Genomic DNA, 23399 nt, shown 5'->3' with positions numbered 1-23399 from the left:
ACCTTCGCTTTTCCCCGGCGGCGCTGACCGCTTAACGCAGACTTCTAGGGTTTTTCATGACGCGCTACATCTTCGTCACGGGTGGTGTTGTTTCTTCATTGGGGAAAGGCATCGCCTCGGCTTCATTGGCGGCCATCCTGGAGGCGCGGGGCCTGAAGGTCACGATGCTCAAGCTGGACCCTTACATCAACGTGGATCCGGGCACCATGAGCCCGTTCCAGCACGGTGAGGTGTTCGTCACTCATGACGGCGCCGAGACCGACCTCGACCTGGGGCATTACGAGCGGTTCATCCGCACCACAATGACCAAGAGCAACAACTTCACCACCGGCCGCGTATATGAAGACGTACTGCGTCGCGAACGCCGTGGTGATTACCTGGGCGCGACCATTCAGGTCATTCCGCACATCACTGACGAGATCAAGCGCCGCATCATCAAGGGCGCAGGCGATGCAGACGTCGCGTTGGTAGAAGTTGGCGGCACCGTCGGTGACATCGAGTCGCAACCCTTCCTTGAAGCGATTCGCCAGCTACGCGTCGAAGTGGGTGCAAAACGCGCCATGCTGATGCACCTGACGCTGGTGCCTTATATCGCCACGGCTGGTGAAACCAAGACCAAGCCGACCCAGCATTCGGTCAAGGAGCTGCGCTCCATCGGTCTGCAGCCTGACGTACTGGTATGCCGTTCCGACCATCCGATCGATGTCTCCTCACGGCGCAAGATTGCACTGTTTACCAACGTCGAAGAGCGTGCGGTGATCAGCCTGGAAGACGTCGACACTATTTACAAAATACCGGGCGTACTCCATGCCCAGGGCCTGGACGACTTCGTTGTCGAACGTTTTGGCCTGGAGTGCGGCGGTGCCGATCTCTCTGAGTGGGATCGGGTGGTGGATGCCAAACTGAACCCCGAGAAGGAAGTCACCATCGCCATGGTCGGCAAGTACATGGAACTTCTGGATGCGTACAAATCTCTGATCGAGGCAATGAGCCACGCTGGCATCCAGAGCCGTACCAAAGTGAACCTCCGCTATATTGATTCCGAAGACATCGAGAACCAGGGCACCAGCCTGTTGGAAGGCATGGATGCGATTCTGGTTCCGGGTGGTTTCGGCCTGCGTGGCGTGGAAGGCAAGATTGCCACCGTCAAATATGCGCGCGAGAACAAGATTCCCTACCTGGGTATCTGCCTCGGTATGCAGGTCGCAGTGATCGAGTTCGCCCGTGATGTGCTGGGCTGGACCGACGCCAACTCCACCGAGTTCGACAAGGACAGCACCCATCCAGTTGTTGGTCTGATCACCGAGTGGGAAGACGCCACTGGCGCTGTAGAAACCCGCAGCGACGCGTCTGATCTGGGCGGCACCATGCGTTTGGGTGCGCAGGAATGCGGCCTCGAGGCGGGCTCAAATGTGTTCGCTTGCTACCGCAAGGAACGCATCATCGAGCGCCATCGTCATCGCTACGAGGTAAACAATAATCTGCTTCCGCAACTGCAAGCCGCCGGCTTGAAGATCACCGGTCGGTCCGGTGACGGTGCGCTGGTCGAAGTGGTCGAGGCGCCGGATCATCCCTGGTTCGTGGCCTGCCAGTTCCACCCTGAATTCACCTCCACGCCTCGCGACGGTCATCCGCTGTTCAGCGGCTTCGTCAAAGCGGCGCTGGACTACAAGGCGGGCAAGGCATGAGCCAGAAGACCATTCGCGTCGGCAGTATCGAGATAGCCAACGACAAGCCGTTCGTGCTGTTCGGCGGGATGAACGTACTGGAGTCCCGGGATCTCGCACTGCAGATCTGCGAAACCTATGTGAAGGTCACCGAAAAGCTCGGTATCCCGTATGTCTTCAAGGCCAGTTTCGACAAGGCTAATCGCTCCTCGATCAACTCCTTCCGAGGCCCCGGCCTCGAAGAGGGGATGCGGATCTTTGAAGAAGTGAAGAAGACCTTCGGCGTCCCTGTGATCACTGATGTGCATGAGCCGCACCAGGCACAGCCGGTGGCCGAAGTGTGCGACATCATTCAGCTACCTGCCTTCCTGTCGCGCCAGACCGATCTGGTGGTTGCCATGGCGAAGACCGGTGCGGTGATCAATATCAAGAAAGCCCAGTTTCTTGCGCCGCAGGAAATGAAGCACATCCTCACCAAGTGTGAAGAAGCCGGCAATGATCAACTGATTCTTTGCGAACGCGGCTCCTCATTTGGCTACAACAACCTGGTCGTCGACATGCTCGGCTTCGACATCATGAAGCGGATGCAATATCCGGTGATCTTCGATGTCACACATGCGCTGCAGATGCCGGGTGGCCGCGCCGACTCGGCTGGTGGTCGTCGTGCCCAGGTCACGGATCTTGCCAAGGCCGGCCTCAGTCAGGGCCTAGCGGGATTGTTCCTTGAGGCCCATCCGGATCCGGAAAATGCCAAGTGCGACGGACCCTGTGCGCTGCGTCTGGACAAGCTCGAACCCTTCCTCACCCAGCTCAAGCAGCTGGATGATCTGATCAAGAATTTTGCGCCAATCGAAACTGCTTGAAGCCTTGAAGCTATCTACGGAGTGTTAATAAAAATGGCAAAGATCGTCGACATCAAAGGGCGTGAGGTTCTCGACTCCCGTGGCAATCCCACTGTTGAAGCGGACGTTATCCTGGATAACGGCATTACCGGCAGCGCCTGTGCGCCGTCCGGTGCTTCCACTGGGTCCCGCGAGGCGCTGGAACTGCGCGATGGCGACAAGAGCCGTTACATGGGCAAGGGTGTGCTGAAGGCTGTCAGCAATATCAATGGCCCGATCCGGGATTTGCTGCTGGGCAAGGATCCGCTGGATCAAAAGGCGCTGGACCGCGCCATGATCGAGCTGGACGGTACCGAGAACAAAGCCTCCCTGGGTGCCAACGCAATCCTCGCCGTGTCTCTGGCTGCCGCCAAGGCTGCCGCCCAAGATCAGGATCTGCCGCTCTACGCTCACATTGCCAACCTCAATGGCACGCCTGGCCAGTACTCCATGCCGGTGCCGATGATGAACATCATCAACGGCGGCGAGCATGCCGACAACAACGTCGACATCCAGGAATTCATGGTGCAGCCCGTCGGTGCCAAGACGTTCGCTGATGCCCTGCGCATGGGTGCCGAAATTTTCCATCACCTCAAAGCCGTGCTGAAGGCTCGTGGTCTGAGCACTTCTGTCGGTGATGAAGGTGGTTTTGCACCGAACCTGGCATCCAACGAAGACGCGCTGGCCGCTATCGCCGAGGCAGTAGCTAACGCCGGTTACAAGCTTGGTGACGACGTGACCCTGGCGCTCGATTGCGCCTCCAGCGAATTCTTCGAGAATGGCAAGTATGATCTGGCCGGCGAAGGCAAGGTCTTCGACGCCGCTGGTTTTGCCGACTACTTGGCTGGCCTGGCCGAGCGCTACCCGATCATCTCCATCGAAGATGGTATGGACGAGTCCGACTGGGCTGGCTGGAAGGTGCTGACTGACAAACTCGGCGACAAGGTTCAGTTGGTTGGCGACGATCTGTTCGTGACCAACACCAAGATCCTTAAGGAAGGCATTGAGAAGGGCATCGGTAACTCGATCCTGATCAAGTTCAACCAGATCGGCTCGCTGACCGAAACCTTGGAAGCCATTCAGATGGCCAAGGCCGCAGGTTACACGGCGGTGATCTCGCACCGCTCCGGCGAAACCGAAGACAGCACCATCGCCGACCTCGCTGTGGGAACGGCTGCCGGTCAGATCAAGACAGGTTCGCTGTGCCGTTCGGACCGCGTGTCCAAGTACAATCAACTGCTTCGTATTGAAGAGCAGCTCGGCGGAAAAGCAGCTTACAAGGGCCGTGCCGAGTTCCGCGGCTAAACCCAAGCATGCTAGAAAGGGGCGGCGTTAGTCGCCCTTTTTTGTGGATAACGGTCAGCGCTGTTAAGGTCGCCGCACGGCGATGCGCTAGCCAGCAAAGGAAAGCCGGACCATGTTGCTGACCGCCGCTTATACAACGTCACTGGAAACCACTCGAATTCGATCCATGCCTTCCATACGCAGTCCCTACTGGTTGTTTGTTGTCCTGATTTTGCTGCTGGGTGGCTTGCAGTATCGCCTGTGGGTGGGCGAGGGCAGCCTCGCCCAGGTGAGCGGATTGAACAAGCAGATCGCCGAGCAGCAGGGCGAGAACCAGCGATTGCTTGAGCGAAACCGGATTCTCGAAGCCGAGGTCAAGGAGCTCAAGCAGGGTATGGAAACTGTAGAAGAGCGTGCGCGGCATGAGTTGGGCATGGTCAAAGAGGGCGAGACTCTCTTTCAGCTCACCGAATGAGTGCAAACAACCTCCCGTCTTACTGGGTCGTGATCCCGGCTGCCGGCATTGGCAGTCGTATGCGAGCCGACCGGCCCAAGCAATATCTGCAGTTGGCAGGAAGGACCATCCTCGAGCACACCCTGGATTGCTTTCTAGGCCATCCCCAGCTCAAGGGGCTGGTTGTGTGCGTAGCGAGCGATGATGCCTATTGGCCCGATCTCGCTTGCTCGACAGATCCGCGTGTTCACCGTGCCAATGGTGGCAGTGAGCGAGCCGACTCGGTCCTGGGTGGGTTGCGAGAGCTGAGCCGGCTAGGCGCCTCAGACGGCGACTGGGTGCTGGTGCACGATGCCGCTAGGCCCAACCTGGCAGTTACCGATCTAAATCATCTATTGGAGACGCTCGCGGACGATCCTGTCGGTGGGCTGCTCGCTGTTCCAGCTCGCGATACGCTCAAGCGTGCTGATGCGGATGGGCGGGTTCAGGAGACGGTAGATCGTAGCGTCATTTGGCAAGCGTTCACGCCACAGATGTTCCGCCTTGGGTCGCTGCGTGAGGCGTTGGCGGATGCACTTGGCAGTGGAGTTGCCGTAACTGACGAAGCGTCCGCGCTTGAATGGGCAGGGCACCACCCGCGTCTGGTCGAAGGGCGGGCTGACAATCTCAAGATTACCCGGCCCGAAGATCTTCAGTGGTTGGAACAGCGCTGGAAATCTTGAGCCCAGCGCTGTTCATGGCGCTTTGCAGAGTATCGACTCATGCCGCGTAGCGGAGGCGAAGCCGTTGTGATCAATAGCGGTAGATCGCAGCAGCGCCGCTTTCGGTCGGCATGCGTTCGGTAGGAACTGAGATTACCTCGCCGCCTTGTTCCAACGTCCATATGGTCAATTCATCGAGCAGATCGGGTGTCGTGGCTGAGTCATCTTCCACCGCAACTGCCTTGCCTTGCTCCTTGTCGACCACCCCGGGGATTCGACGCTCCGCCTCGACCAGCAGGGTCGCGACACGGCCTTCAAGTGTGGCCTGGCCGATCTGCTCAAGCTGGTCGGTCGCGAGTCCCTGACCTCGCGACTCGCCGTACTGGTTGATAAAACCTTCCAGTCGCTTGATGTAGCGCGGCTGCATGACCATCCAGCTCTTCTGGCGGAGTTCGTCATGACTCAGTAACGACGCATCGTTCTCGATGCCTTCCGGCAGTAGAAATTCGTTGTGGCTGAGTTTGCGGAAGTGGAACTGGTGCTCGGGAAGTGCAGCGAGGATCAGCGGCAGTCGCGACTTGCGGCTGTGATGCTCAAGAATCGCGCGATCCACTTCACGGAAGAAGCGCTCTCGGTCTCGATCGATTTCATCCTGGCGCCCGGCGCCTCCGCTCTCCACCTGCATCGGATCACCGCGCTCGCTGGCGCGGCTGTAGCCTTGCGGGAAGCCGGTCTGACCTTTCTCGGTCAACTCGCGGCCCAGCGCTTCTTCAACGGTTTTCGGAACGCTTTCACCCAAGCGGACTTCGTCAACGCCGTCGCGGTTGCCTTCGAATAGACGAACCGAGTCCAGCGTGATCGCCAATATCTGATAGCGGTCGGCCGACTGCGCGATACGCAGCAGCGGTTTGAGGTGCATACGGTCATTGGCGACAGCGAGCTCTGGAACGCTGCGCTGCAGGCGGAACACCTCGAAGTAATCCGTGGCAGCAAAGACAGCAAGCCCATCGCGGTTGGAATTCCAGAAATCGGGATCGTCGATCAGGTCGTGGAAGGGCTTCAGCAGCGCTTTGGCCTGGTCGCCACGGCCTTGTTGCTTGAGCGAGTCTTCAAGCTCGCGGACAAGGTGCTTGAAGCGAATCGGGTCTTGCTGACGCTCGGGAAAGCTGCGGTGGGTGGGCTGATAAAGCGAAAGGCACGGCGCTTCGCGTTTTGCCAGCAACTGGGACATGGTTTCGCGATCGAGCAATCTGTTCATGTACGGCCTCACTCGTGGTCAGATGATTCAGTTCCTCATGGTCTCTATCGGCCCGCTTCAGCGGGTCGCATCAGGCGGCATTCAGTGGTGGTTGAGTTTCTTGTCTAGCGCATGGGCAAGGGCATGGCTGAGCTTTTCGGCACAGCCGTCAATGGCAAGATTCAGCGAGTCCGCTTTGTGGCTGGTCGAAATGGGCTCGTGTCCCTTGACCCGCGCTTCCATCTGGCAGCGCTTATCCTGCGGGCCGCTTTTGCCGCTATTTTCGTCGTTGAGATGAACTTCGACTCGGGTCAGCTGATCGTCGAAGCGCTCCAGTTCGCTCTCGACCGTCGCTTTCACGTGCTCCTCAAGGCTGCTGGTCACGTCGACGCTATGATTGCTGTTCACCAGAATCTGCATGATGTCCTCCTGATTGATTGGCCGGCTCGCTCAAGCAGAGGGCCGGAGGCACCGGCTTCAGAATTTCGACGTGGTGGGTTAAGTCGGGTTCCGCCTCAAGTCGGCAGTCGGACGCGCGGCGCAGTCGCAACTCAATCGCGTTCGTTCCGATATTCGGGACGAGTGGCGAGGCCGTCCTTCAATGCTTGAATCAGCAGGCGGACCTTCGGTAGCGGATAACGCCGTTGCGGATAGACGGCCCACACCGCCGTGTTCGGTGGCTGATGCGTTTCCAGCAGGGACACCAGCTCACCGCGGCGTAGTGGCTCCTGGACGTAATAGTCCGGTAGCTGGCAAAGACCGAAGCCCCGAAGCGCAGCATCCAGTACCGTCTGACCGCTGTTGCAGCGCCAGTTGCCCGAGGGCTTGAACGGCTGCTCGCGGCCGTCGACCTGCAACATCCAGGTATCGCCAGTGCCAACCAAGCAATTGTGTCGTGATAGCTCGGACAGGGTATGCGGGCGGCCGTAGCGCTCGAGATAGCTTGGCGCCGCGCATAGATACATGGCGCGTGGGGCAAGGCGTGTGGCGACCAGCCGAGATTCGCTCAGCCGGCCCAGGCGTACGGCCAGGTCGTAGCCTTCCTGCACCAGATCGAGGGTGCGATTGGACAGTTCGATATCAACCCTCAGCTGCGGATGCTGCGCCATGAATTCGTTCACCAGCGGCACGATGAAGCGTTCGCCGTAGGCGACCGCTGCGGTCATACGCAGCAGACCAGTGGGCGCAGCATGCAGGTCGCTGATTGCATGAAAGGCTTCGTCACGCTCCTCGATCAGGCGCTGGCACCGTGAGAGAAAGGTATGGCCGGCTTCGGTCAGGGAAACCCGGCGGGTCGTGCGATAGAGCAGCCGTGCCTGAAGGCGTTCCTCGAGGCGTGCCACTTGGCGGCTGACGTGAGATGACGACACGCGCAGTTGCCCTGCGGCCTGCATGAAGCTTCCGCACTCAGCGACGGCGACGAATTCATCCAGTCCTTCCCATCGATTCATAGGCGATCCTTTTGCGAGTCGCCGAGATCGGCGCATCTTGATTATCCCTGGGCAGCAATAATGTTTCCACGAACAGCTTATTAACCCTATCCATCGATGAAACTACACTGCGTATTACTTTCCATCCACGAGTACCGCCAGCCATGACCATCAAGTCCCGCGCCGCCGTCGCGTTTGCCCCGAACCAACCTCTGCAAATTGTCGAAGTGGACGTCGAGCCGCCCAAGGCTGGCGAAGTGCTGGTGCGCATCGTCGCGACGGGCGTCTGCCATACCGACGCGTACACGCTCTCCGGCGAAGATTCGGAAGGTGTATTCCCTTGCATCCTCGGTCATGAAGGTGGCGGGATCGTCGAGGCGGTAGGCGAGGGTGTCACTTCGGTTGCCGTGGGCGATCACGTAATCCCGCTTTACACGGCCGAATGCCGGCAGTGCAAATTCTGCAAATCTGGCAAGACCAACCTCTGCAGCTCAGTGCGCGCCACGCAAGGCAAGGGGCTGATGCCGGACGGCACCACACGCTTCTCCTACAACGGCGAGCCGATTTATCACTACATGGGCACCTCAACGTTTTCCGAATACACGGTGCTGCCTGAAGTGTCAGTGGCGAAGATCCCCAAGGAAGCGCCCTTGGACAAGGTCTGCCTGCTCGGCTGTGGCGTCACCACTGGTATCGGCGCGGTACTCAATACCGCCAAGGTAGAAGAGGGCGCGACCGTGGCCATCTTCGGGCTCGGTGGCATCGGCCTAGCTGCGATCATCGGGGCGAAGATGGCCAAGGCTAGCCGGATTATCGCGATCGACATCAACCCGTCCAAGTTCGCCATTGCCGAGGAGCTGGGTGCGACTGACTTCGTCAACCCCAAGGATCACGACAAGCCGATCCAGGAGGTCATCGTGGAGATGACAGACGGCGGCGTGGACTATTCCTTCGAGTGCGTCGGCAACGTCCAGCTGATGCGCGCCGCGCTGGAATGTGCACACAAGGGGTGGGGCGAGTCCGTGATCATTGGTGTGGCTGGAGCCGGTCAGGAAATCAGCACCCGTCCGTTCCAGCTGGTAACCGGCCGCGTCTGGCGTGGCAGCGCCTTCGGTGGCGTCAAGGGGCGTACCGAGCTGCCGAGCTATGTTGAGAAGGCTCAGACCGGCGAGATCCCGCTGGATACCTTCATCACACACAACATGGGGCTGGATGAAATCAATCAGGCATTCGACCTGATGCACGAAGGCAAGAGCATCCGAACCGTCATCCACTACTGATTCAGTATTCGGGCCGCAGCGCTCCGCCTGCGATGGTGCGAGTGCTACGGGCCCGCTCAGGAGGGCCCATGAGCCTCGAGAACATTTCTTGCCAGAAGAGCTTCGGTGGCTGGCACAAACGCTATCGTCACCGCTCAAGTAGCTTGAACTGCGACATGGTATTTGCCGTTTATCTGCCGCCTCAGGCAGAGCAAGGCGAAAAGCTTCCGGTGCTGTACTGGTTGTCCGGTCTGACTTGTACCGACGAGAACTTCATGCAGAAGGCGGGGGCGCATCGGCTTGCTGCGGAACTCGGCTTAATTATCGTCGCCCCAGATACCAGTCCGCGCGGCTCCGAGGTTCCGGACGATCCGGATGCTGCCTATGACTTCGGTCTTGGCGCGGGTTTCTACCTGAATGCGACCCAGGAACCCTGGGCTCAGCACTACCGCATGCACGATTACGTGGTCGATGAGCTGCCGGCGCTGATCGAGGCGAACTTTCCCGTATCCGACAAGCGCGGTATCAGTGGGCATTCGATGGGCGGTCATGGTGCGCTAGTGTGCGCGTTGAAGAATCCTGGTCGCTATCAGTCGCTGTCGGCGTTCGCGCCGATCGCCAATCCGGCTGATTGCCCCTGGGGCGAGAAGGCCTTCTCCAATTACCTCGGAAAAGATCGCTCACGCTGGCGCGAATGGGACGCCTGTGCCCTGATATCCAAGGCGCAGGAGAAGTTGCCGGTACTCGTCGATCAGGGTGATCGGGATGATTTCATGGCCAATCAGTTGAAGCCCGAAGCGCTGGAGTCAGCTGCAACCGCGGCGGATCATCCGCTGACGTTGCGTATTCAGCCGGGCTACGATCACAGCTATTACTTCATCAGTACCTTTATCGATGACCATCTGCGCCATCACGCGCAGGCATTGAAGGCCTAGGTCAGCTGCGCTTACGAGCGAGCGCGTTTGCAGAGAAAATGCCGCCCCATTCACGATCAAGCCTATGCCGGTAGCAAGCGTATGGGGATCAACCGCTGCCGCTTACGGTTGTCCGCATTGCTCCGGCGCCTATGCGTAGCAGCTCGGTGACGCTATGCGTCACAAGCGGTAGAACGAAAAAAGGCCCGCCCGGAATTCCGGGCGGGCCTTCCATCGCAAGGAGCTAGAGCGATGGATAATCGGTGTAACCTTCGGCGCCTTTTGCGTAGAACAGCTCAGGCCGCGGCTCGTTGAGCGGCGCGTCCTGGCGCAGACGCTGGACCAGATCGGGGTTAGCGATATAGGGAATGCCAAAGGCCACGGCGTCGGCCTTGCCCTCGGCCAGCCAGGCGTTGGCTTGGTCCTTAGTGAAGCGTTCGTTGGCGATATAAACGCCACCGAATACCTCCTTCAGCTGTGGGCCGAGGCTGTCCTCGCCGGCTTTCTCCCGAGTGCAGATGAAGGCGATGCCGCGCTTGCCCAGTTCACGAGCGACATAGGCGAAGGTATCGGCACGATTCGAGTCGCCCATGTCGTGAGCGTCGGCGCGTGGTGCCAGATGAACGCCTACGCGGCCAGCGCCCCAGACCCCTACCGCCGCATCGGTAACTTCCAACATCAAACGTGCCCGGTTTTCCAGCGAGCCGCCGTACTGATCGGTGCGCTGGTTGGTGCTGTCTTGCAGGAACTGGTCAAGCAGGTAACCGTTGGCGCCATGTATTTCGACGCCGTCGAACCCTGCTTCGCGAGCATTCTCGGCCCCTTTACGGTAGGCCTCGACGATGCCTGCGATCTCTTCGGTTTCCAGCGCTCGTGGCGTTTCAAAATTCTTCATCGGCCGGACCAGGCTGACGTGCCCGGCGGGTTGGATAGCGCTCGGCGCGACCGGAAGTTGACCGTCGAGGTAGATCGGATCGGAGATCCGACCCACATGCCAGAGCTGCAGCACGATCTTGCCGCCTTTCGCATGGACCGCATCGGTTACCTTTTTCCAGCCCTGTACCTGCTCGGCGGACCAGATGCCGGGCGTGTCCGGATAGCCGACGCCCATCGGCGTGACCGATGTGGCTTCGCTGATGATCAGTCCAGCCTCGGCCCGCTGGGTGTAGTACTCGGCAATCAAGTCACCCGGTATGCGGCCCGGCTCGGCACGGCAGCGGGTCAGCGGGGCCATGATGATGCGGTTGGCCAGTTCCAGTTCGCCAATCTTGATCGGGTCGAAAAGTGTAGGCATAGCGGTGCTGCTCCTTTACACGGTAAGGGTTGGTGGGCTCAGAGGTCCTGGCCGAGGCGGGCCACGAAAGCGGCGATGGCCGGCTCATTGCGTTTGAAAAAATGCCACTGGCCAACTTTGCGGTTGGTGATCAGGCCGGCTCGCTGCAAGGTCGCCAGATGGGCCGACACTGTTGATTGCGATAGCCCGGCGCGCTGGTCGATCTGTCCGGCACACACCCCGTTTTCCAACGAGTGATGCTGCTCGGAGAAATAGCGTTGTGGTTCTTTCAGCCAACCCAGAATCTCCCGACGCAAAGGGTGGGCGATTGCTTTGAGGATGTCGTCCAGTTCGTCGGGCATGGTGTCGTCCGGTTCGGTATATCGCGATGGAGCGAACTATATATCGACAAAAAGCGATACATGATCGATTCGGTTAATGGTGCTTATCGGCTGCGTTGATCTGCAGGGGTTCTTACCGCTGCGGCTTCAACGTCTGCTGCTGTCCTGTAGAATCGCCGGCTGATCTTTTCGAGGTGCAAATGACTATGCGTATCGGCCATGGCTATGACGTGCATCGTTTCGGTGAGGGCGATTTCGTCACTCTCGGTGGGGTGCGGATTGCTCACAAGTTCGGGCTGCTCGCGCATTCGGATGGCGACGTGGTGCTGCATGCTTTGAGCGACGCATTGCTCGGCGCCGCGGCGCTTGGCGATATCGGTAAGCACTTCCCGGACACCGATCCGGCCTTCAAGGGCGCCGACAGCCGGGTATTGCTGCGGCACGTGCTCAAGCAGGTGCAGAGCAAGGGCTGGAAGGTCGGTAACGTTGACGCCACCATTGTTGCGCAAGCACCCAAGATGGCTCCGCACATCGAGTCCATGCGAACCCTGATCGCTGAGGACCTGCAGGTCGATCTGGATCAGGTCAACGTCAAGGCCACCACCACCGAGAAGCTCGGCTTCACCGGGCGTGAAGAAGGCATTGCCGTTCACGCTGTCGCGCTGCTGGTCAGCGCATGACCGAAGACCAGTTACTCGGCCCAAGGGCGCACGGAGGGGCCTGTGGCTCTGCGGTGCTCAAAGCTGTGGCGGAGGATTTCCAGGTCGACGAGGTGCTCGATATCCCCTTGTCTGGCGCGGGCGAACATCTTTGGCTCTGGGTGGAAAAGCGCAACCTCAATACCGAAGAAGCCGCGCGACGCCTGGCGCGTGCTGCTGGCGTTCCGGTGCGCAACATCAGTTATGCCGGCTTGAAAGATCGTCAGGCTCTGACCCGTCAATGGTTCAGCCTGCATCTGCCAGGCAAAGCTGATCCCGCACTGGCTAGGGCCGAAGACGAAACCCTAAAGATTCTCCAGAGCAGCCGCCATCAGCGAAAACTGCAACGCGGCGCCCATTCGGCCAATGGGTTTACCCTGCGTCTGACGGAACTGCAGGCTGAACATGCCCAACTCGATGCGCGTCTAGAGCGGATCAAGATCGACGGTGTGCCCAACTATTTTGGCTTGCAGCGCTTCGGTTATGAGGGGGGGAATGTCCACGGCGCCCGCGAGTACGCGGATAGGGAAGAGCTGCCCGTGCAGCGCAATCTCCGCTCACGTCTGCTATCGGCGGGGCGCAGTTACCTATTCAATCGCGTATTAGCTGAGCGAGTTGCCGCGGGTAGCTGGAACCAGGCCCAAGTCGGTGATCTGCTGGCGTTCACCGATAGCCGCAGCTTTTTCCCGGCAGGTGAAGCCGAGTGCAGCGACCCACGGCTGGCCGTGCTGGATCTGCATCCGACCGGTCCGCTGTGGGGCGCCGGCGAATCGCCTGCTGCAGGCGTTGTACAAGCACTAGAGATGCAGGCAGCTGCAACGGAGCCGTCAATCGCCAAGTGGCTCGCAGAAGCCGGAATGAAGCATGAACGGCGCATTCTTCGCCTCCCAATAGGCGGCTTGTCGTGGCATTATCCCGAGCCTGACATTCTGCAACTTGAATTCGTCCTGCCGACCGGATGCTTTGCCACTGCTGTGGTGCGCGAACTGGTCAGCCTGGCAGGGCAGACGGACATCTGATGCGTATTCTGATCGCCAACGACGACGGGGTGTATGCACCTGGGCTCGCCGCGCTTTATGACGCGCTGGCGGATTTTGCCGAGTGCAGGGTAGTTGCCCCAATTCAGGACATGAGCGGCGCCAGCAGTGCACTGACCCTGGATCGCCCGCTTCATCCCACAACCATGCCGAATGGTTTCATCGGCGTGAACGGCACTCCTACGGATTGCGTCCACCTAGGCATTAACGGCTTGCTTGAAGACGCGCCTGACATGGTGGTTTCCGGTATTAATCTGGGCGCCAATCTAGGCGACGACGTGTTGTACTCCGGTACCGTCGCCGCAGCTATCGAGGGCCGGTTCACCGGCAAGCCGGCCTTCGCTTTTTCCCTCGTGTCGCGGCTGACCGATAACCTGCCGACTGCGGCCTATGTCGCGCGCAAGCTGGTCGAGCATCAGGCGTCGCTTGAGCTTCCGCCGCGTACTGTATTGAGCGTCAATGTTCCAAACCTGCCGCTGGACCACATTCGCGGCATCCAGCTGACCCGCCTGGGCCATCGCAGCAGGGCCAAGCCTCCAGTGAAGCAGGCGAATCCGCGTGGCAAGGACGGTTACTGGATCTCGGTGGCCGGCGACGTTGAAGATGGCGGGCCAGGCACCGATTTTCATGCGGTCATGCAGGGCTACGTCTCGATTACACCATTGCAGCTGGACCGAACCTTTCATGAGGCCTTCGAGGGCCTCGACAGTTGGCTGGAGGGCGTGTTGTGAACCGCGGATCCGATGACCTGCTGCGCCATGGTACCGGGATGACCTCACAACGCACCCGGGACCGGCTGATCCAGCGGCTGTACGAAGAAGGGCTTTCAGATCCTCGCGTGCTCGAGGTGATTCGTCGCACGCCCCGCCACCTGTTCGTCGATGAGGCATTGTCTCATCGCGCCTATGAAGACACCGCGCTGCCCATCGGCCACAACCAGACCATCTCGCAACCCTTCATGGTGGCGCGTATGAGCGAGCTGCTGCTCGCTGACGGCCCGCTTGACAAGGTCTTGGAGATTGGCACCGGTTCCGGCTATCAAACAGCTGTGCTGGCACAGCTGGTCGAGCGGGTGTTCTCGGTAGAGCGAATCCAGGCGCTGCAAGATCGCGCAAAAGAACGCTTGGTCGAACTCAAGTTGCGTAACGTGGTCTTTCGCTGGGGTGATGGCTGGGAGGGCTGGCCTGCGCTGGCCCCTTACAACGGCATCATCGTTACCGCGGCGGCAGCCGACGTGCCCCAGGCTCTGCTCGATCAACTGGCTCCCGGCGGGCGGTTGGTGATCCCGGTCGGGGTTGGCGAAGTCCAGCAACTGATGCTGATCATTCGAGAGGAAGACGGTTTTTCCCGCCATCTGCTGGATACCGTGCGCTTCGTGCCGCTGCTCAATGGACCTGTAGTTTGATCACAGCGGATGGAAGCATGAAAAACGCGTTGCTGTTGTACGCCAAGGGCATGGCGATGGGGGCTGCGGATGTGGTGCCTGGCGTCTCGGGTGGTACCGTCGCATTCATAACCGGAATCTACGATGAATTGCTGCGCTCCATAGGCGCAGTGCCGAACGCCATTCCCGTACTGCTCAAGGGGCGCATCGCCGAAGCATGGCGCACCGCCAACGGGACCTTTCTCTTGGTGTTGTTCGCTGGGATTCTGACCAGCGTGCTCAGCCTGGCAAAACTGATCACCTACCTCCTCGAGCAGCATCCGATTCCGGTGTGGTCGTTCTTCTTTGGGTTGATCTTGGTCTCCGTGCATTTGGTCAGCAAGGAAATCCAGCGTCGCAACCTGTCACGATTGATCAGTCTGTGCCTGGGTATCGGCTTTGCCTACTGGATTACGGTCGCGTCGCCAATGCAGTGGAGCACCAGCAGTGTCAGTCTGTTCTTCGCTGGCGCCATCGCGATCTGCGCCATGATCCTGCCGGGGATATCCGGCAGCTTCATTCTGGTTCTTCTCGGCCTGTACCCCGTAATTCTGGGCGCGGTTAAAGCCTTGGATTTAGGCATCATGCTGACCTTTGCCGCCGGTTGTCTGGTCGGCTTGTTGAGCTTTGCGCGTGTGTTGAGTTTGGTTCTGCGGCGTTGGCGCGACCTTACCCTGGCATTTCTAACCGGGCTGATGCTCGGCTCGCTGAACAAGGTATGGCCCTGGAAAGAGACGCTGACCTGGCGCACCAACTCGCACGGTGAGCCCGTGCCGCTACTAGAGCAAAACCTGCTGCCGGGCGCTTATGGCGATCTGACCGGGCAGGATCCGCAGCTGCTGCTGGCGATCCTTCTGGCGGGCGCCGGCATCGCGCTGGTGCTTGGGCTGGAGTGGTTTGCCGGGCGTCACCAGCCAGTCGCACAAAGCGTCTGAACCGACTTGTCGATCATAGGGAGCGGGTATTGAAGCTCACAGCCAGCACGCAATGGATACGCAGTTCATCAGTCCGTTGCGCGCTTGTCGCCTTGTTGGCGGGTTCGTTACTGGTCGGGTGCGCCAGCTCGCCGTCAGGCGGCGTGAGTGTCGTCGATCGTAACAACCGGGACCGTGTAACCAGCGGGCACTACACCGTACAGCGCGGGGACACGCTCTGGTCGATCGCTTTCCGCTTTGGCTGGGACTGGCGCGATCTGGCACGGGTCAACAATATCCGTCCACCGCATGTGATCTACCCAGGCCAGACGATTCGCTTCAGTGGGCAGGCATCCCGTGCCGTTGCCACTCGTCCGGTAACCGCCCCCCCCGCGTCTGCGCCCAGCACGCCGCCCATCGTGACGAATCCGGTACCGACGCCGCCGCCTTTGACGCGACCCACCGTAGCGGCGCCCAAGCCTGCTGCGCCGAACACCCCGATCAAGCCGGTTACCCGCTCCGCAAGCGGCTGGGCCTGGCCTGCAGGCGGCACGGTTATTGGCCGTTTCTCCTCAAACGGAAGTTTGAATAAAGGCATTGATATCGCCGGGGAATTAGGACAGCCTGTTTTAGCTGCTTCTGATGGGGCTGTTGTGTACGCCGGCAGTGGTTTACGGGGTTACGGCGAACTTGTGATCATCAAGCACAGCGATACCTATGTAAGTGCCTACGGCCACAACCGCAGGCTGCTGGTTCAGGAGGGTCAACAAGTCAAAGCTGGGCAAACTATTGCCGAGATGGGATCGACTGGAACCGACCGGGTGAAGCTGCACTTTGAGATTCGCCGCCAAGGCAAACCTGTAGATCCGCTGCAATATCTGCCAAAGCGATGATTTGATGCTGCCTGTTCTGGCACTAGGAGGGGCTTGAGCGATGCCAGGGAACGCGTGCCGCCCAAGCCTGTTGTCGAACTCAGAACAGGAAAACAATAATGGCTCTCAAAAAAGAAGTGCCGGAGTTTGACGTAGACGATGCAGTTCTACTCATGGAACCGTCCGCGGAAACAGATTCGATTACCGAGATCTCCCGCGTCGGTTCAGTCGGCACCAAGTCCAAGACCGCAACGGTCAAGCAACACAAATTCATCGACTACACCCGCGCGCTCGACGCCACCCAGCTCTACCTCAACGAAATCGGTTTTTCCCCCCTGCTGACACCCGAACAGGAAGTGCACTTCGCGCGTCTCGCGCAGAAGGGCGATCCGGCGGGGCGCAAGCGCATGATCGAAAGCAATCTGCGGCTGGTCGTGAAAATCGCTCGACGCTATGTCAATCGGGGTTTGTCGCTGCTGGATCTGGTGGAAGAAGGAAATCTCGGACTGATTCGTGCGGTCGAAAAATTCGACCCTGAGCGTGGATTCCGCTTCTCGACCTATGCAACCTGGTGGATCAGGCAGACCATCGAGCGGGCGATCATGAATCAAACTCGGACGATTCGTCTGCCGATTCATGTAGTCAAGGAGCTGAACCTTTACCTGCGGGCAGCGCGCGAGCTGACGCAGAAGCTCGATCATGAGCCTAGCCCCGAGGAAATCGCCAACCTGCTTGAAAAACCGGTTGCTGAGGTCAAGCGAATGCTGGGGCTGAACGAGCGCGTGACCTCGGTTGACGTCTCCCTAGGACCGGACACCGACAAGACCTTGCTCGATACCCTGACCGATGACCGGCCGAGCGACCCATGCGAGCTTTTGCTCGACGACGATCTGTCCGAAAGCATTGATCAGTGGCTGTCCGACCTGACTGAAAAACAGCGGGAAGTGGTTATCCGACGCTTTGGTCTGCGCGGCCATGAAAGCTGCACTTTAGAAGAGGTCGGCCAGGAGATTGGCTTGACCCGAGAGCGGGTTCGGCAGATTCAGGTCGAAGCACTCAAACGGCTCCGTGAAATTCTGGAGCGTAACGGTCTTTCCAGTGAATCGCTGTTCCGCTAGGCCCCGTTGTCCCTTACCTGCGCGGTAAGGGGCACGATTTCTATCCGTTATGCAGGCTGCACTGCAGCTTAGCGGCGGTCGATTGAATAAGCGGGCTTAACTCTCGATTCTTACGACTTCTGCCTAAACGATTCCTCACGTAAGCATTTGCTTACAGAGTGTGTAAGCAAAGTTAGTAGCGTTGACCGAGCGGATCGCCATTCCAAGAAAAGTAGATTTTTAAGTCTTTGTTTTTTATTAGAAATATATTTTATTAAGATAGTGGCTCCGTTGCCATCATGCATTTTTCAGAGTTGCTGTTGTCGCTCAAATCCTTAATATCGCAACCGTGCTCAGGGACAAGCACAGCCGGCAAGGATGTCGGACAGGACCAGCCGCTGGAGGCGGTTTCATCAGGACGATGAGCAGGAAAAAAAGGGAAGTAGGGAAGGAGGCGGGCGGGGGTTAACCCCCGCCCCTTTTTTTTGTGTGGCGTTTTTTGTATAGGTGGGTGCGCGAACGACTGCGCCGGTGAACGGACTAATAGCCGTAACCTAACTCAGAGATGCTCACATGAACGGCAACGAACCGAATCCACCTGCCCAGCCTGGGCGAGATGAAGAAGACCCGGACAAACGTGATCCAGATGAGGCTAATGAAGACCAGCTGGATGAGGCCTTGGAAGAGACCTTCCCGGCAAGCGATCCTATTTCTCCGTAGCTGCTGATTGGTGCCTTACCTTTCGTCTGCAAGCAGCCTAAGGCGCAGTGCGGGAAGTACCTGCTCTCGTAGCAGGGGCGCCAAGTGTCCCTGCCGCTCTGCATCTACTTCCAGCCAGTCCAGCGCGTCGATCTCCGCCTGTGCCTTTACCGAGGCTTCTAGGCGCGCAATGAACACGTCAGCTTCCACCCAATGGTCCGGTTCGTTTGCCGCCCGCGACTGAAAATGGCCGAGCGACTCTAGCTTCGACGGCTCTATCAGCAGATCCAGTTCTTCATGCAGTTCCCTCTCGAGCGCTTGCCGAGGCGTCTCCTCACCCTCGATCTTGCCGCCAGGCAACATGAACGCATGGGTTCCGCGCTTGCGTACGATCAATACGCGTCCCGCCTCATCAAGCAGGCAGGCAGTGGCGATTTTCAGCACGGTTAATGTCATGCCGCTTGCTCCTTATCGTGGCATAGCGCCACAAGCGTCTTGTGTTGGTTGTAACGTTGCAGGCGAACGGCGAGTGACCCCGGCAAAGCAGTGGCCTCACCGAAACTCAGTTGCTTGTAGAAAGACGCTAACCCCGGCTCACAAAATAACCATACAGGCCCTTCGCAGGCGGCCAGCGCTTGGGCCACCAAGCGTGTCGCGAGTCCCTGGTTACGGTGGCTTGGCGCGACCAGCAAACCGGTTAGCCAATGGCCGCCATCGAGGCCTGTGAGGCATAGCCCCGCAATAATCTCCACATGCTGTGCGACCCAGTAGCGAGCACCGGCTGGCGCCCGCATATGGCTGCGATGGGCTCGGTAGAATTTGTTAAGCAAAGGTCGGCTTTGGTCTGGCAGCTGACGCAACTGAGGTACTTCCATGAGCAGTTCTCCATCAATGCTGCCGGATATTAACCGATGCCCGTCGGGTCAGCGGGCCACGGGTCCAAGCTGGATTCGATGTTCGCTCCGTTCATCCGGCGCCTGCAATTTTCCACCATAGCTCGCGCTCTCAGAAGAACAGTCTCCAGCTAGGACATAACAAAATGTTGGACCTACTGATCGTCATGGCCTTCGTTCTCTACGGTCTGGGTTCCGGCCTGCGCGCACGGGGCAAGGCGTCCCAAAGCCTCGACGAATACTTTCTGGCAGGCAGGACTATCAAGGGGTGGAAGGCAGGCTTTTCCATGGGGGCGACCCAGTTCGCGGCCGATACGCCGCTGTTGGTGACCGGTCTGGTCGCGACGGCGGGCGTCTTTGCGTTATGGCGTCTGTGGATCTATGGCCTCGCGTTCCTGCTGATGGCATTCATCTTTGCGGTGGGCTGGCGCCGCGCCGGAGTGCTAACCGACGCAGAGCTGACCTGTGTGCGCTATAGCGGCAAAGGTGTCACGCCGCTGCGTCTGCTCAAGGCTATCTATTACGGCACGGTGATCAACTGTGTGGTGTTGGCAATGGTCCTGGTAGCTGCCATTCGTATCGCTGAGGTATTCCTACCGTGGCATCTGTGGTTACCGGCTGGCCTCTATGAGCCCATCGTCGCATTGATCGCCAATCTGGGCATCCAGCTTGGCGAGAGCATTACTGGGCTTGATCCGGCGATGATGAGTGCCAACAACTTGATTTCGATCCTGCTGATCCTCGCATTTACCGCAATGTATTCGATTACGGGCGGTTTACGCGCCGTAGTACAAACTGACGTTATGCAGTTCAGCTTGGCGATGATCGGCACGCTGCTCTATGCCTGGTTCGTGGTTGACGCAGCGGGTGGTTTGAGCGGGCTGACCGACCGCATCGTCGAGCTCTACGGCAGCGAACAGGCGAGCAGGATGCTGTCTTTCGCCCCGCCTGCAGATGCGGGCGAGGCGCTGATGCCGTTTCTGGTGATCGTTGGTCTGCAGTGGTTCTTCCAGATGAACGCTGACGGTACCGGCTACCTGGCGCAGCGGAGCATGGCATGCCCCACCGACCGTGACGCTCGGATTGCCGGCTTGGTGTTCACCTGGCTGCAGATATTCCTGCGCAGCCTGTTCTGGATGGCGATCGCCATCGGCTTATTGGTGTTGTATCCCTTTACCCCCGGTGACATGGCCGGTGACGGTTTCACTGCTGGGCGAGAGGCCTTGTTTGTGCAGGGTATCGAAGATCTGCTGCCACCAGGCGTAAGGGGCTTGATGCTCGTCGGCTTGTTGGCTGCGCTGGCTTCAACTGTCGATACGCACCTCAATTGGGGGGCTTCATATTGGAGCAATGATGTCTATGGAGGCGTGTTCGCGCCACACGTGCTCAAGCGCAAGCCAAAGGATCGCGAGCTAGTGCTGGTCGCACGGTTTTCGAATGTACTGATTCTGGTGATCGCGATGATCATCATGGCCAATCTCGGTTCTATCCAGACCGCCTGGTTCATTTCACTGCTATTCGGCGCGGGTATGGGCTCGGTACTGGTGCTGCGCTGGCTATGGGAGAGGATAAACCTCTATTCGGAGTTGACGGCGATGGCGGTGTCGCTGATCACGGCGCCACTGCTGCTCTATTACCTCGGCACCGACCCTGATCGTGAGTGGGTGCGCCTTGGAATCATGGCACTGACGACCACCTCCGCCGCAATCCTGGTGACCTTCATTACCCCCGCTACCGACGACGCCACACTTAAGCACTTTTACAGTCGTGTACATCCGTTCGGCTTCTGGCGGCGCGCGGCTTGGCTCAATGGGGTCGCAGGCGCCGTTTCGGTCAAGGCGCTTGGTACACGTCTTTTTGCTGTTGCGGTGACTGCCGTTTCGCTGTTCTCCCTGCTGGTCGGTGTAGGGCGCTTGATGTTTCCGCCACCGGATGGTTCTTCAGTGATCAGCTGGGTATGCATAGCGTTGGGCTTGTTGTTGGTACCGGTCTGGTTGCGGATCGCCATGGGACATGAGTTCGATAGCGACCCCGAAGACGAACCGCTGTCGGTTGAAATGGCGACACCCGATAGCAGCACTTCCTGATCACCATGCCGAGTGAATTGCCGTTTCGCTAGTTGCCCGTTTCGTTTGTTTTATATTGCTGAGAAAGTATTTGATGCAATAAGATTTGCTGATAAAAAGGCTTTCATAAACAGGTGTTTGCAATATATACCTAAAATAAAATGAACAGTCATGACGTGTTCCTGTCATTAACAGTGCGCATCACATAAGTTGCGCATTCCGCCATAGTTAGCAAGAACAAGAGGTGTTGTCATGAACAGACTTTTCAAAACTTCCCTCCTGGTCGCCGCCATGCTTCCCGCCATCGCAGTTGCCGCTCCGGTGGCAGGTGATCGTGAAGTTACGCTGGGTGGCGCGGGCAGCAGCGATAAGGACTTCGACGATACAGTGTTTTCCGTACAAGGTAGTTGGGGCACATATCTGGACGAGGCTTCCATGTGGGGTGTTCGGCAAACCGTAAATGCGCGTGACTCGGAAGGGGAGAGCGTGCAGTTCGACGGTTCGACCCGTGTGTTCTACGACTATCACTTCGGTAGTGGCAATACTCGTCCGTTCGTCGGGGTGAGTGTTGGTGGGATCTATGGCGAGGAGGTTGATGAAACATTTATGGGGGGGCCGGAAGTCGGTATTAAATACTGGGTTCAGGACAAAACCTTCATCACTGCAATGGCCGAGTATCAATTCCTCTTCAAAAGTGGAAGCGATGCGCGGGATCGTTACGATGACGGCGCGTTCTTCTACAGCGTCGGTATTGGCTACAACTACTGAAGCCAACAAGTGCGATGTTTAACGGCATCGCACTTGCTATTTTCGCTGCGTTGGGCGGGTTTCAAGCTGTGCGCAACCTCCCTCAGCCTTCCACCAATTCTTTCAGAAAGTTCTGCAATGCCAGCCCTGGTTCGTCATCTTCAGAGGTGATCATGCGGATGCCCCATTGACTGAGGATTTCTTCCTGCACGGGGTTGGGTTTATGCGAAAAAACATATGAGATCGGCCGGACGCCTAGCGTTTCGTGTTGGTTCCAGATCTTTGAAAGCTTGTAAAACAGCAATCTGATATTCGTATCGGATAGGCTGTAGCCAATAAACAGGACGGCCTTGCTCAAGGTGTCCGCGCGCAGTTTGATATCCAGCGGTGTTTCGAACTGCAGCCTTTCGTAGTAGCTAGTCTCGTCGAGTACGATGGAATTATCGTCGTCGAAGTCGCCATGGAACTTGACGATCTGTCGCACGCCATCTCGCGCCTTGACCAGATCGCTTGCATTGGCAATTTTCAGATAGCTGACGCCGTGAGCGTCGTGCGCGTTCTCTAGCCAGCGATCATAGTTGGTGGTGTAAATGGCAGGAAACCGGCCCTGGACAATCAGCCGGTGTATTTCCGAGTCGCGAATATCGATGTTCTTGTGCCATTCACGGTCCATCCAGCTGCGCAGCGGCCCGATGTTGCCTTTCTTGATGCGGTAGTACTCGGCAAGCGAAAGGAAGTTTCCGTAGGTATCGAATACGTCTGGATCGTACTCGAGCTGAGCGGCGATCTCATCGATAAGCTCGCGCCATGGCGGCAGCCCGATGTTGGCGGACACCCCCGAGCCAACAAAGAGAATCAGGCGGTTATTTTTGTATGCCTCCAGAAGCTTTTGCATCAACTACCTCAGCCCCTTCGCAAGTGCGTGATGAAGGCATCTAGAGCACGCCTGCGCATTGAAAGGTCGTTATGCACACCGCCCAGTTCTGCGAAGGTGCACGAATAGCCGTCTGGCACGAATACGTTGTCCCATTCGAACCCCTGATCGCCGGCAGGAGTACGGGAGATCTTGCCAGTGACCTCGCCCTTGAAGAAGTGCCGCTTGCGGCCGTCGCAGTAGCCGATCAACGTACGTGCAACGGCCGATGGGTCGTCGAGGCTGCCAATCAGATCGGAAAAACGTACGGCGTGCAGACGATCCCAAAAGGTCTGTGTAAGACCGCCAGGAAAACCGTTCAGGCTGTTGATGAACAGACCGGAATGCTCGACGAACACGGGCTTGCCAATTAGCTTGAATGCCTCCAGCAGCTTGTCACTGACCAGCTGGTTCAGGTCCTCGGTCTGTGTTTCAACGATGCGCACCGGGAACTTGACGATCTCGATACCGCTTTTGCCTAGAAATTCTTCTGCATCGCGAATCTTCTGCTCGTTCACCGAGGCAAAGCGGATCTTCATGGAATCCCCTGGTTGCGTGGTTCAGTGTCGCCGTGTTCGCAACGACCTCACAAGGTATGA

At 58.4% G+C, this 23399-nt stretch carries 25 protein-coding genes and 1 pseudogene; 17 read left to right on the top strand and 9 right to left on the bottom strand.

The window, feature by feature from the left end:
• The first annotated feature begins 56 nt into the window (after window positions 1–56).
• From RT21_RS06110 to ispD, 5 genes are all read left to right on the top strand, one after another.
• On the top strand, window positions 57–1688 hold the full coding sequence (locus tag RT21_RS06110; RefSeq protein ID WP_046162026.1) for a CTP synthase: 1632 nt from the start codon (window positions 57–59) through the stop codon (window positions 1686–1688).
• The gene (gene kdsA, locus RT21_RS06105; RefSeq protein ID WP_046162025.1) at window positions 1685–2530 is read left to right on the top strand and encodes a 3-deoxy-8-phosphooctulonate synthase; all 846 of its coding nucleotides are present in this window, start codon (window positions 1685–1687) and stop codon (window positions 2528–2530) included. Before RT21_RS06110 ends, kdsA begins: the two co-directional genes overlap by 4 nt.
• A gap of 33 nt (window positions 2531–2563) precedes the next feature.
• A complete protein-coding gene (eno, locus tag RT21_RS06100; RefSeq protein WP_046162024.1) occupies window positions 2564–3853 on the top strand; it encodes a phosphopyruvate hydratase in 1290 nt (429 codons plus the stop codon).
• A gap of 166 nt (window positions 3854–4019) precedes the next feature.
• A complete protein-coding gene (gene ftsB / locus RT21_RS06095) occupies window positions 4020–4307 on the top strand; it encodes a cell division protein FtsB (protein WP_177327070.1) in 288 nt (95 codons plus the stop codon).
• Window positions 4304–5008 (top strand): 2-C-methyl-D-erythritol 4-phosphate cytidylyltransferase, encoded by a 705-nt coding sequence (gene ispD, locus RT21_RS06090; RefSeq protein WP_046162023.1) that lies wholly within the window; start codon window positions 4304–4306, stop codon window positions 5006–5008. The genes ftsB and ispD overlap by 4 nt, the downstream gene beginning before the upstream one ends.
• Before the next feature lie 70 nt (window positions 5009–5078).
• Here ispD and RT21_RS06085 read toward each other — a convergent pair whose 3' ends face one another.
• From RT21_RS06085 to RT21_RS06075, 3 genes and pseudogenes are all read right to left on the bottom strand, one after another.
• Window positions 5079–6245: a baeRF3 domain-containing protein gene (locus RT21_RS06085; protein ID WP_046162022.1), complete on the bottom strand. Its 1167-nt coding sequence runs from the start codon at window positions 6243–6245 to the stop codon at window positions 5079–5081.
• 99 nt (window positions 6246–6344) lie between these two features.
• Window positions 6345–6644: pseudogene (gene hpf, locus RT21_RS06080) on the bottom strand (ribosome hibernation-promoting factor, HPF/YfiA family); the annotation flags it as partial.
• 131 nt (window positions 6645–6775) lie between these two features.
• Window positions 6776–7675: a LysR family transcriptional regulator gene (locus tag RT21_RS06075; RefSeq protein ID WP_046162021.1), complete on the bottom strand. Its 900-nt coding sequence runs from the start codon at window positions 7673–7675 to the stop codon at window positions 6776–6778.
• Window positions 7676–7818: 143 nt separating this feature from the next.
• Between RT21_RS06075 and RT21_RS06070 the strand changes: the two genes are divergently transcribed.
• Together RT21_RS06070 and fghA are read left to right on the top strand one after the other, a co-directional pair.
• The gene (locus RT21_RS06070; protein ID WP_045428976.1) at window positions 7819–8934 is read left to right on the top strand and encodes an S-(hydroxymethyl)glutathione dehydrogenase/class III alcohol dehydrogenase; all 1116 of its coding nucleotides are present in this window, start codon (window positions 7819–7821) and stop codon (window positions 8932–8934) included.
• A 68-nt stretch (window positions 8935–9002) separates the two neighbouring features.
• Window positions 9003–9848, top strand: a complete 846-nt coding sequence (fghA, locus tag RT21_RS06065; protein ID WP_046162020.1) for an S-formylglutathione hydrolase — start codon at window positions 9003–9005, stop codon at window positions 9846–9848.
• A gap of 223 nt (window positions 9849–10071) precedes the next feature.
• On the opposite strand, the gene RT21_RS06060 is transcribed toward fghA, so the two are convergent.
• Both RT21_RS06060 and RT21_RS06055 read right to left on the bottom strand, forming a co-directional pair.
• Window positions 10072–11121: an alkene reductase gene (locus tag RT21_RS06060; protein ID WP_046162019.1), complete on the bottom strand. Its 1050-nt coding sequence runs from the start codon at window positions 11119–11121 to the stop codon at window positions 10072–10074.
• Between the two features lie 38 nt (window positions 11122–11159).
• The gene (locus tag RT21_RS06055) at window positions 11160–11462 is read right to left on the bottom strand and encodes an ArsR/SmtB family transcription factor (RefSeq protein ID WP_046162018.1); all 303 of its coding nucleotides are present in this window, start codon (window positions 11460–11462) and stop codon (window positions 11160–11162) included.
• A gap of 185 nt (window positions 11463–11647) precedes the next feature.
• Here RT21_RS06055 and ispF point away from each other — a divergent pair, with 185 nt between their 5' ends.
• The 8 genes from ispF (at window position 11648) to RT21_RS23790 (ending at window position 18202) form a co-directional block, all read left to right on the top strand.
• Entirely contained in the window at window positions 11648–12121 is a 474-nt protein-coding gene (ispF, locus tag RT21_RS06050) for a 2-C-methyl-D-erythritol 2,4-cyclodiphosphate synthase (RefSeq protein ID WP_046162129.1), read from the top strand.
• Entirely contained in the window at window positions 12118–13158 is a 1041-nt protein-coding gene (gene truD / locus RT21_RS06045; protein ID WP_046162017.1) for a tRNA pseudouridine(13) synthase TruD, read from the top strand. The genes ispF and truD overlap by 4 nt, the downstream gene beginning before the upstream one ends.
• Window positions 13158–13907 (top strand): 5'/3'-nucleotidase SurE, encoded by a 750-nt coding sequence (gene surE, locus RT21_RS06040; RefSeq protein WP_046162016.1) that lies wholly within the window; start codon window positions 13158–13160, stop codon window positions 13905–13907. Before truD ends, surE begins: the two co-directional genes overlap by 1 nt.
• 38 nt (window positions 13908–13945) lie before the next feature.
• Window positions 13946–14581 (top strand): protein-L-isoaspartate(D-aspartate) O-methyltransferase, encoded by a 636-nt coding sequence (locus tag RT21_RS06035; RefSeq protein WP_029404859.1) that lies wholly within the window; start codon window positions 13946–13948, stop codon window positions 14579–14581.
• Between the two features lie 17 nt (window positions 14582–14598).
• Window positions 14599–15534 (top strand): polyprenyl-phosphate transporter, encoded by a 936-nt coding sequence (locus RT21_RS06030; RefSeq protein WP_046162015.1) that lies wholly within the window; start codon window positions 14599–14601, stop codon window positions 15532–15534.
• Window positions 15535–15563: 29 nt separating this feature from the next.
• Window positions 15564–16406, top strand: coding sequence for a peptidoglycan DD-metalloendopeptidase family protein (locus tag RT21_RS06025; RefSeq protein ID WP_234463558.1), 843 nt, complete (start codon window positions 15564–15566; stop codon window positions 16404–16406).
• A gap of 98 nt (window positions 16407–16504) precedes the next feature.
• Window positions 16505–17503 carry an RNA polymerase sigma factor RpoS gene (rpoS, locus tag RT21_RS06020; protein ID WP_046162014.1) on the top strand — a complete coding sequence of 333 codons (999 nt, stop codon included), beginning with the start codon at window positions 16505–16507 and terminating at the stop codon, window positions 17501–17503.
• A 552-nt stretch (window positions 17504–18055) separates the two neighbouring features.
• Window positions 18056–18202 carry a hypothetical protein gene (locus tag RT21_RS23790; RefSeq protein WP_177327063.1) on the top strand — a complete coding sequence of 49 codons (147 nt, stop codon included), beginning with the start codon at window positions 18056–18058 and terminating at the stop codon, window positions 18200–18202.
• 15 nt (window positions 18203–18217) lie between these two features.
• Here the strand turns inward: RT21_RS23790 and RT21_RS23785 are convergent, their stop codons facing one another.
• Together RT21_RS23785 and RT21_RS23780 are read right to left on the bottom strand one after the other, a co-directional pair.
• Window positions 18218–18637: an NUDIX hydrolase gene (locus tag RT21_RS23785; RefSeq protein WP_046162013.1), complete on the bottom strand. Its 420-nt coding sequence runs from the start codon at window positions 18635–18637 to the stop codon at window positions 18218–18220.
• Window positions 18634–19056: a GNAT family N-acetyltransferase gene (locus RT21_RS23780; protein WP_046162012.1), complete on the bottom strand. Its 423-nt coding sequence runs from the start codon at window positions 19054–19056 to the stop codon at window positions 18634–18636. The genes RT21_RS23785 and RT21_RS23780 overlap by 4 nt, the downstream gene beginning before the upstream one ends.
• 164 nt (window positions 19057–19220) lie before the next feature.
• On the opposite strand from RT21_RS23780, the gene RT21_RS06005 reads away from it, so the two are divergent.
• Together RT21_RS06005 and RT21_RS06000 are read left to right on the top strand one after the other, a co-directional pair.
• The gene (locus tag RT21_RS06005) at window positions 19221–21161 is read left to right on the top strand and encodes a sodium:solute symporter family protein (RefSeq protein ID WP_046162011.1); all 1941 of its coding nucleotides are present in this window, start codon (window positions 19221–19223) and stop codon (window positions 21159–21161) included.
• Between the two features lie 231 nt (window positions 21162–21392).
• Complete coding sequence (locus RT21_RS06000; RefSeq protein ID WP_045428956.1) at window positions 21393–21908, top strand: hypothetical protein; 516 nt, start codon at window positions 21393–21395, stop codon at window positions 21906–21908.
• A gap of 82 nt (window positions 21909–21990) precedes the next feature.
• On the opposite strand, the gene RT21_RS05995 is transcribed toward RT21_RS06000, so the two are convergent.
• The gene (locus RT21_RS05995; RefSeq protein ID WP_045428954.1) at window positions 21991–22782 is read right to left on the bottom strand and encodes an SIR2 family protein; all 792 of its coding nucleotides are present in this window, start codon (window positions 22780–22782) and stop codon (window positions 21991–21993) included.
• Window positions 22783–22790: 8 nt separating this feature from the next.
• Window positions 22791–23339 carry a non-canonical purine NTP pyrophosphatase gene (locus RT21_RS05990; protein ID WP_046162010.1) on the bottom strand — a complete coding sequence of 183 codons (549 nt, stop codon included), beginning with the start codon at window positions 23337–23339 and terminating at the stop codon, window positions 22791–22793.
• Window positions 23340–23399: the final 60 nt, after the last annotated feature.

Origin of the sequence: Pseudomonas sp. 10B238 (assembly GCF_000970615.1) — a bacterium.
Taxonomy (GTDB): Bacteria; Pseudomonadota; Gammaproteobacteria; order Pseudomonadales; family Pseudomonadaceae; genus Stutzerimonas.
The sequence above is the reverse complement of the archived record's forward strand: the minus strand, read 5'-3'. Positions and strand labels throughout refer to the sequence as shown.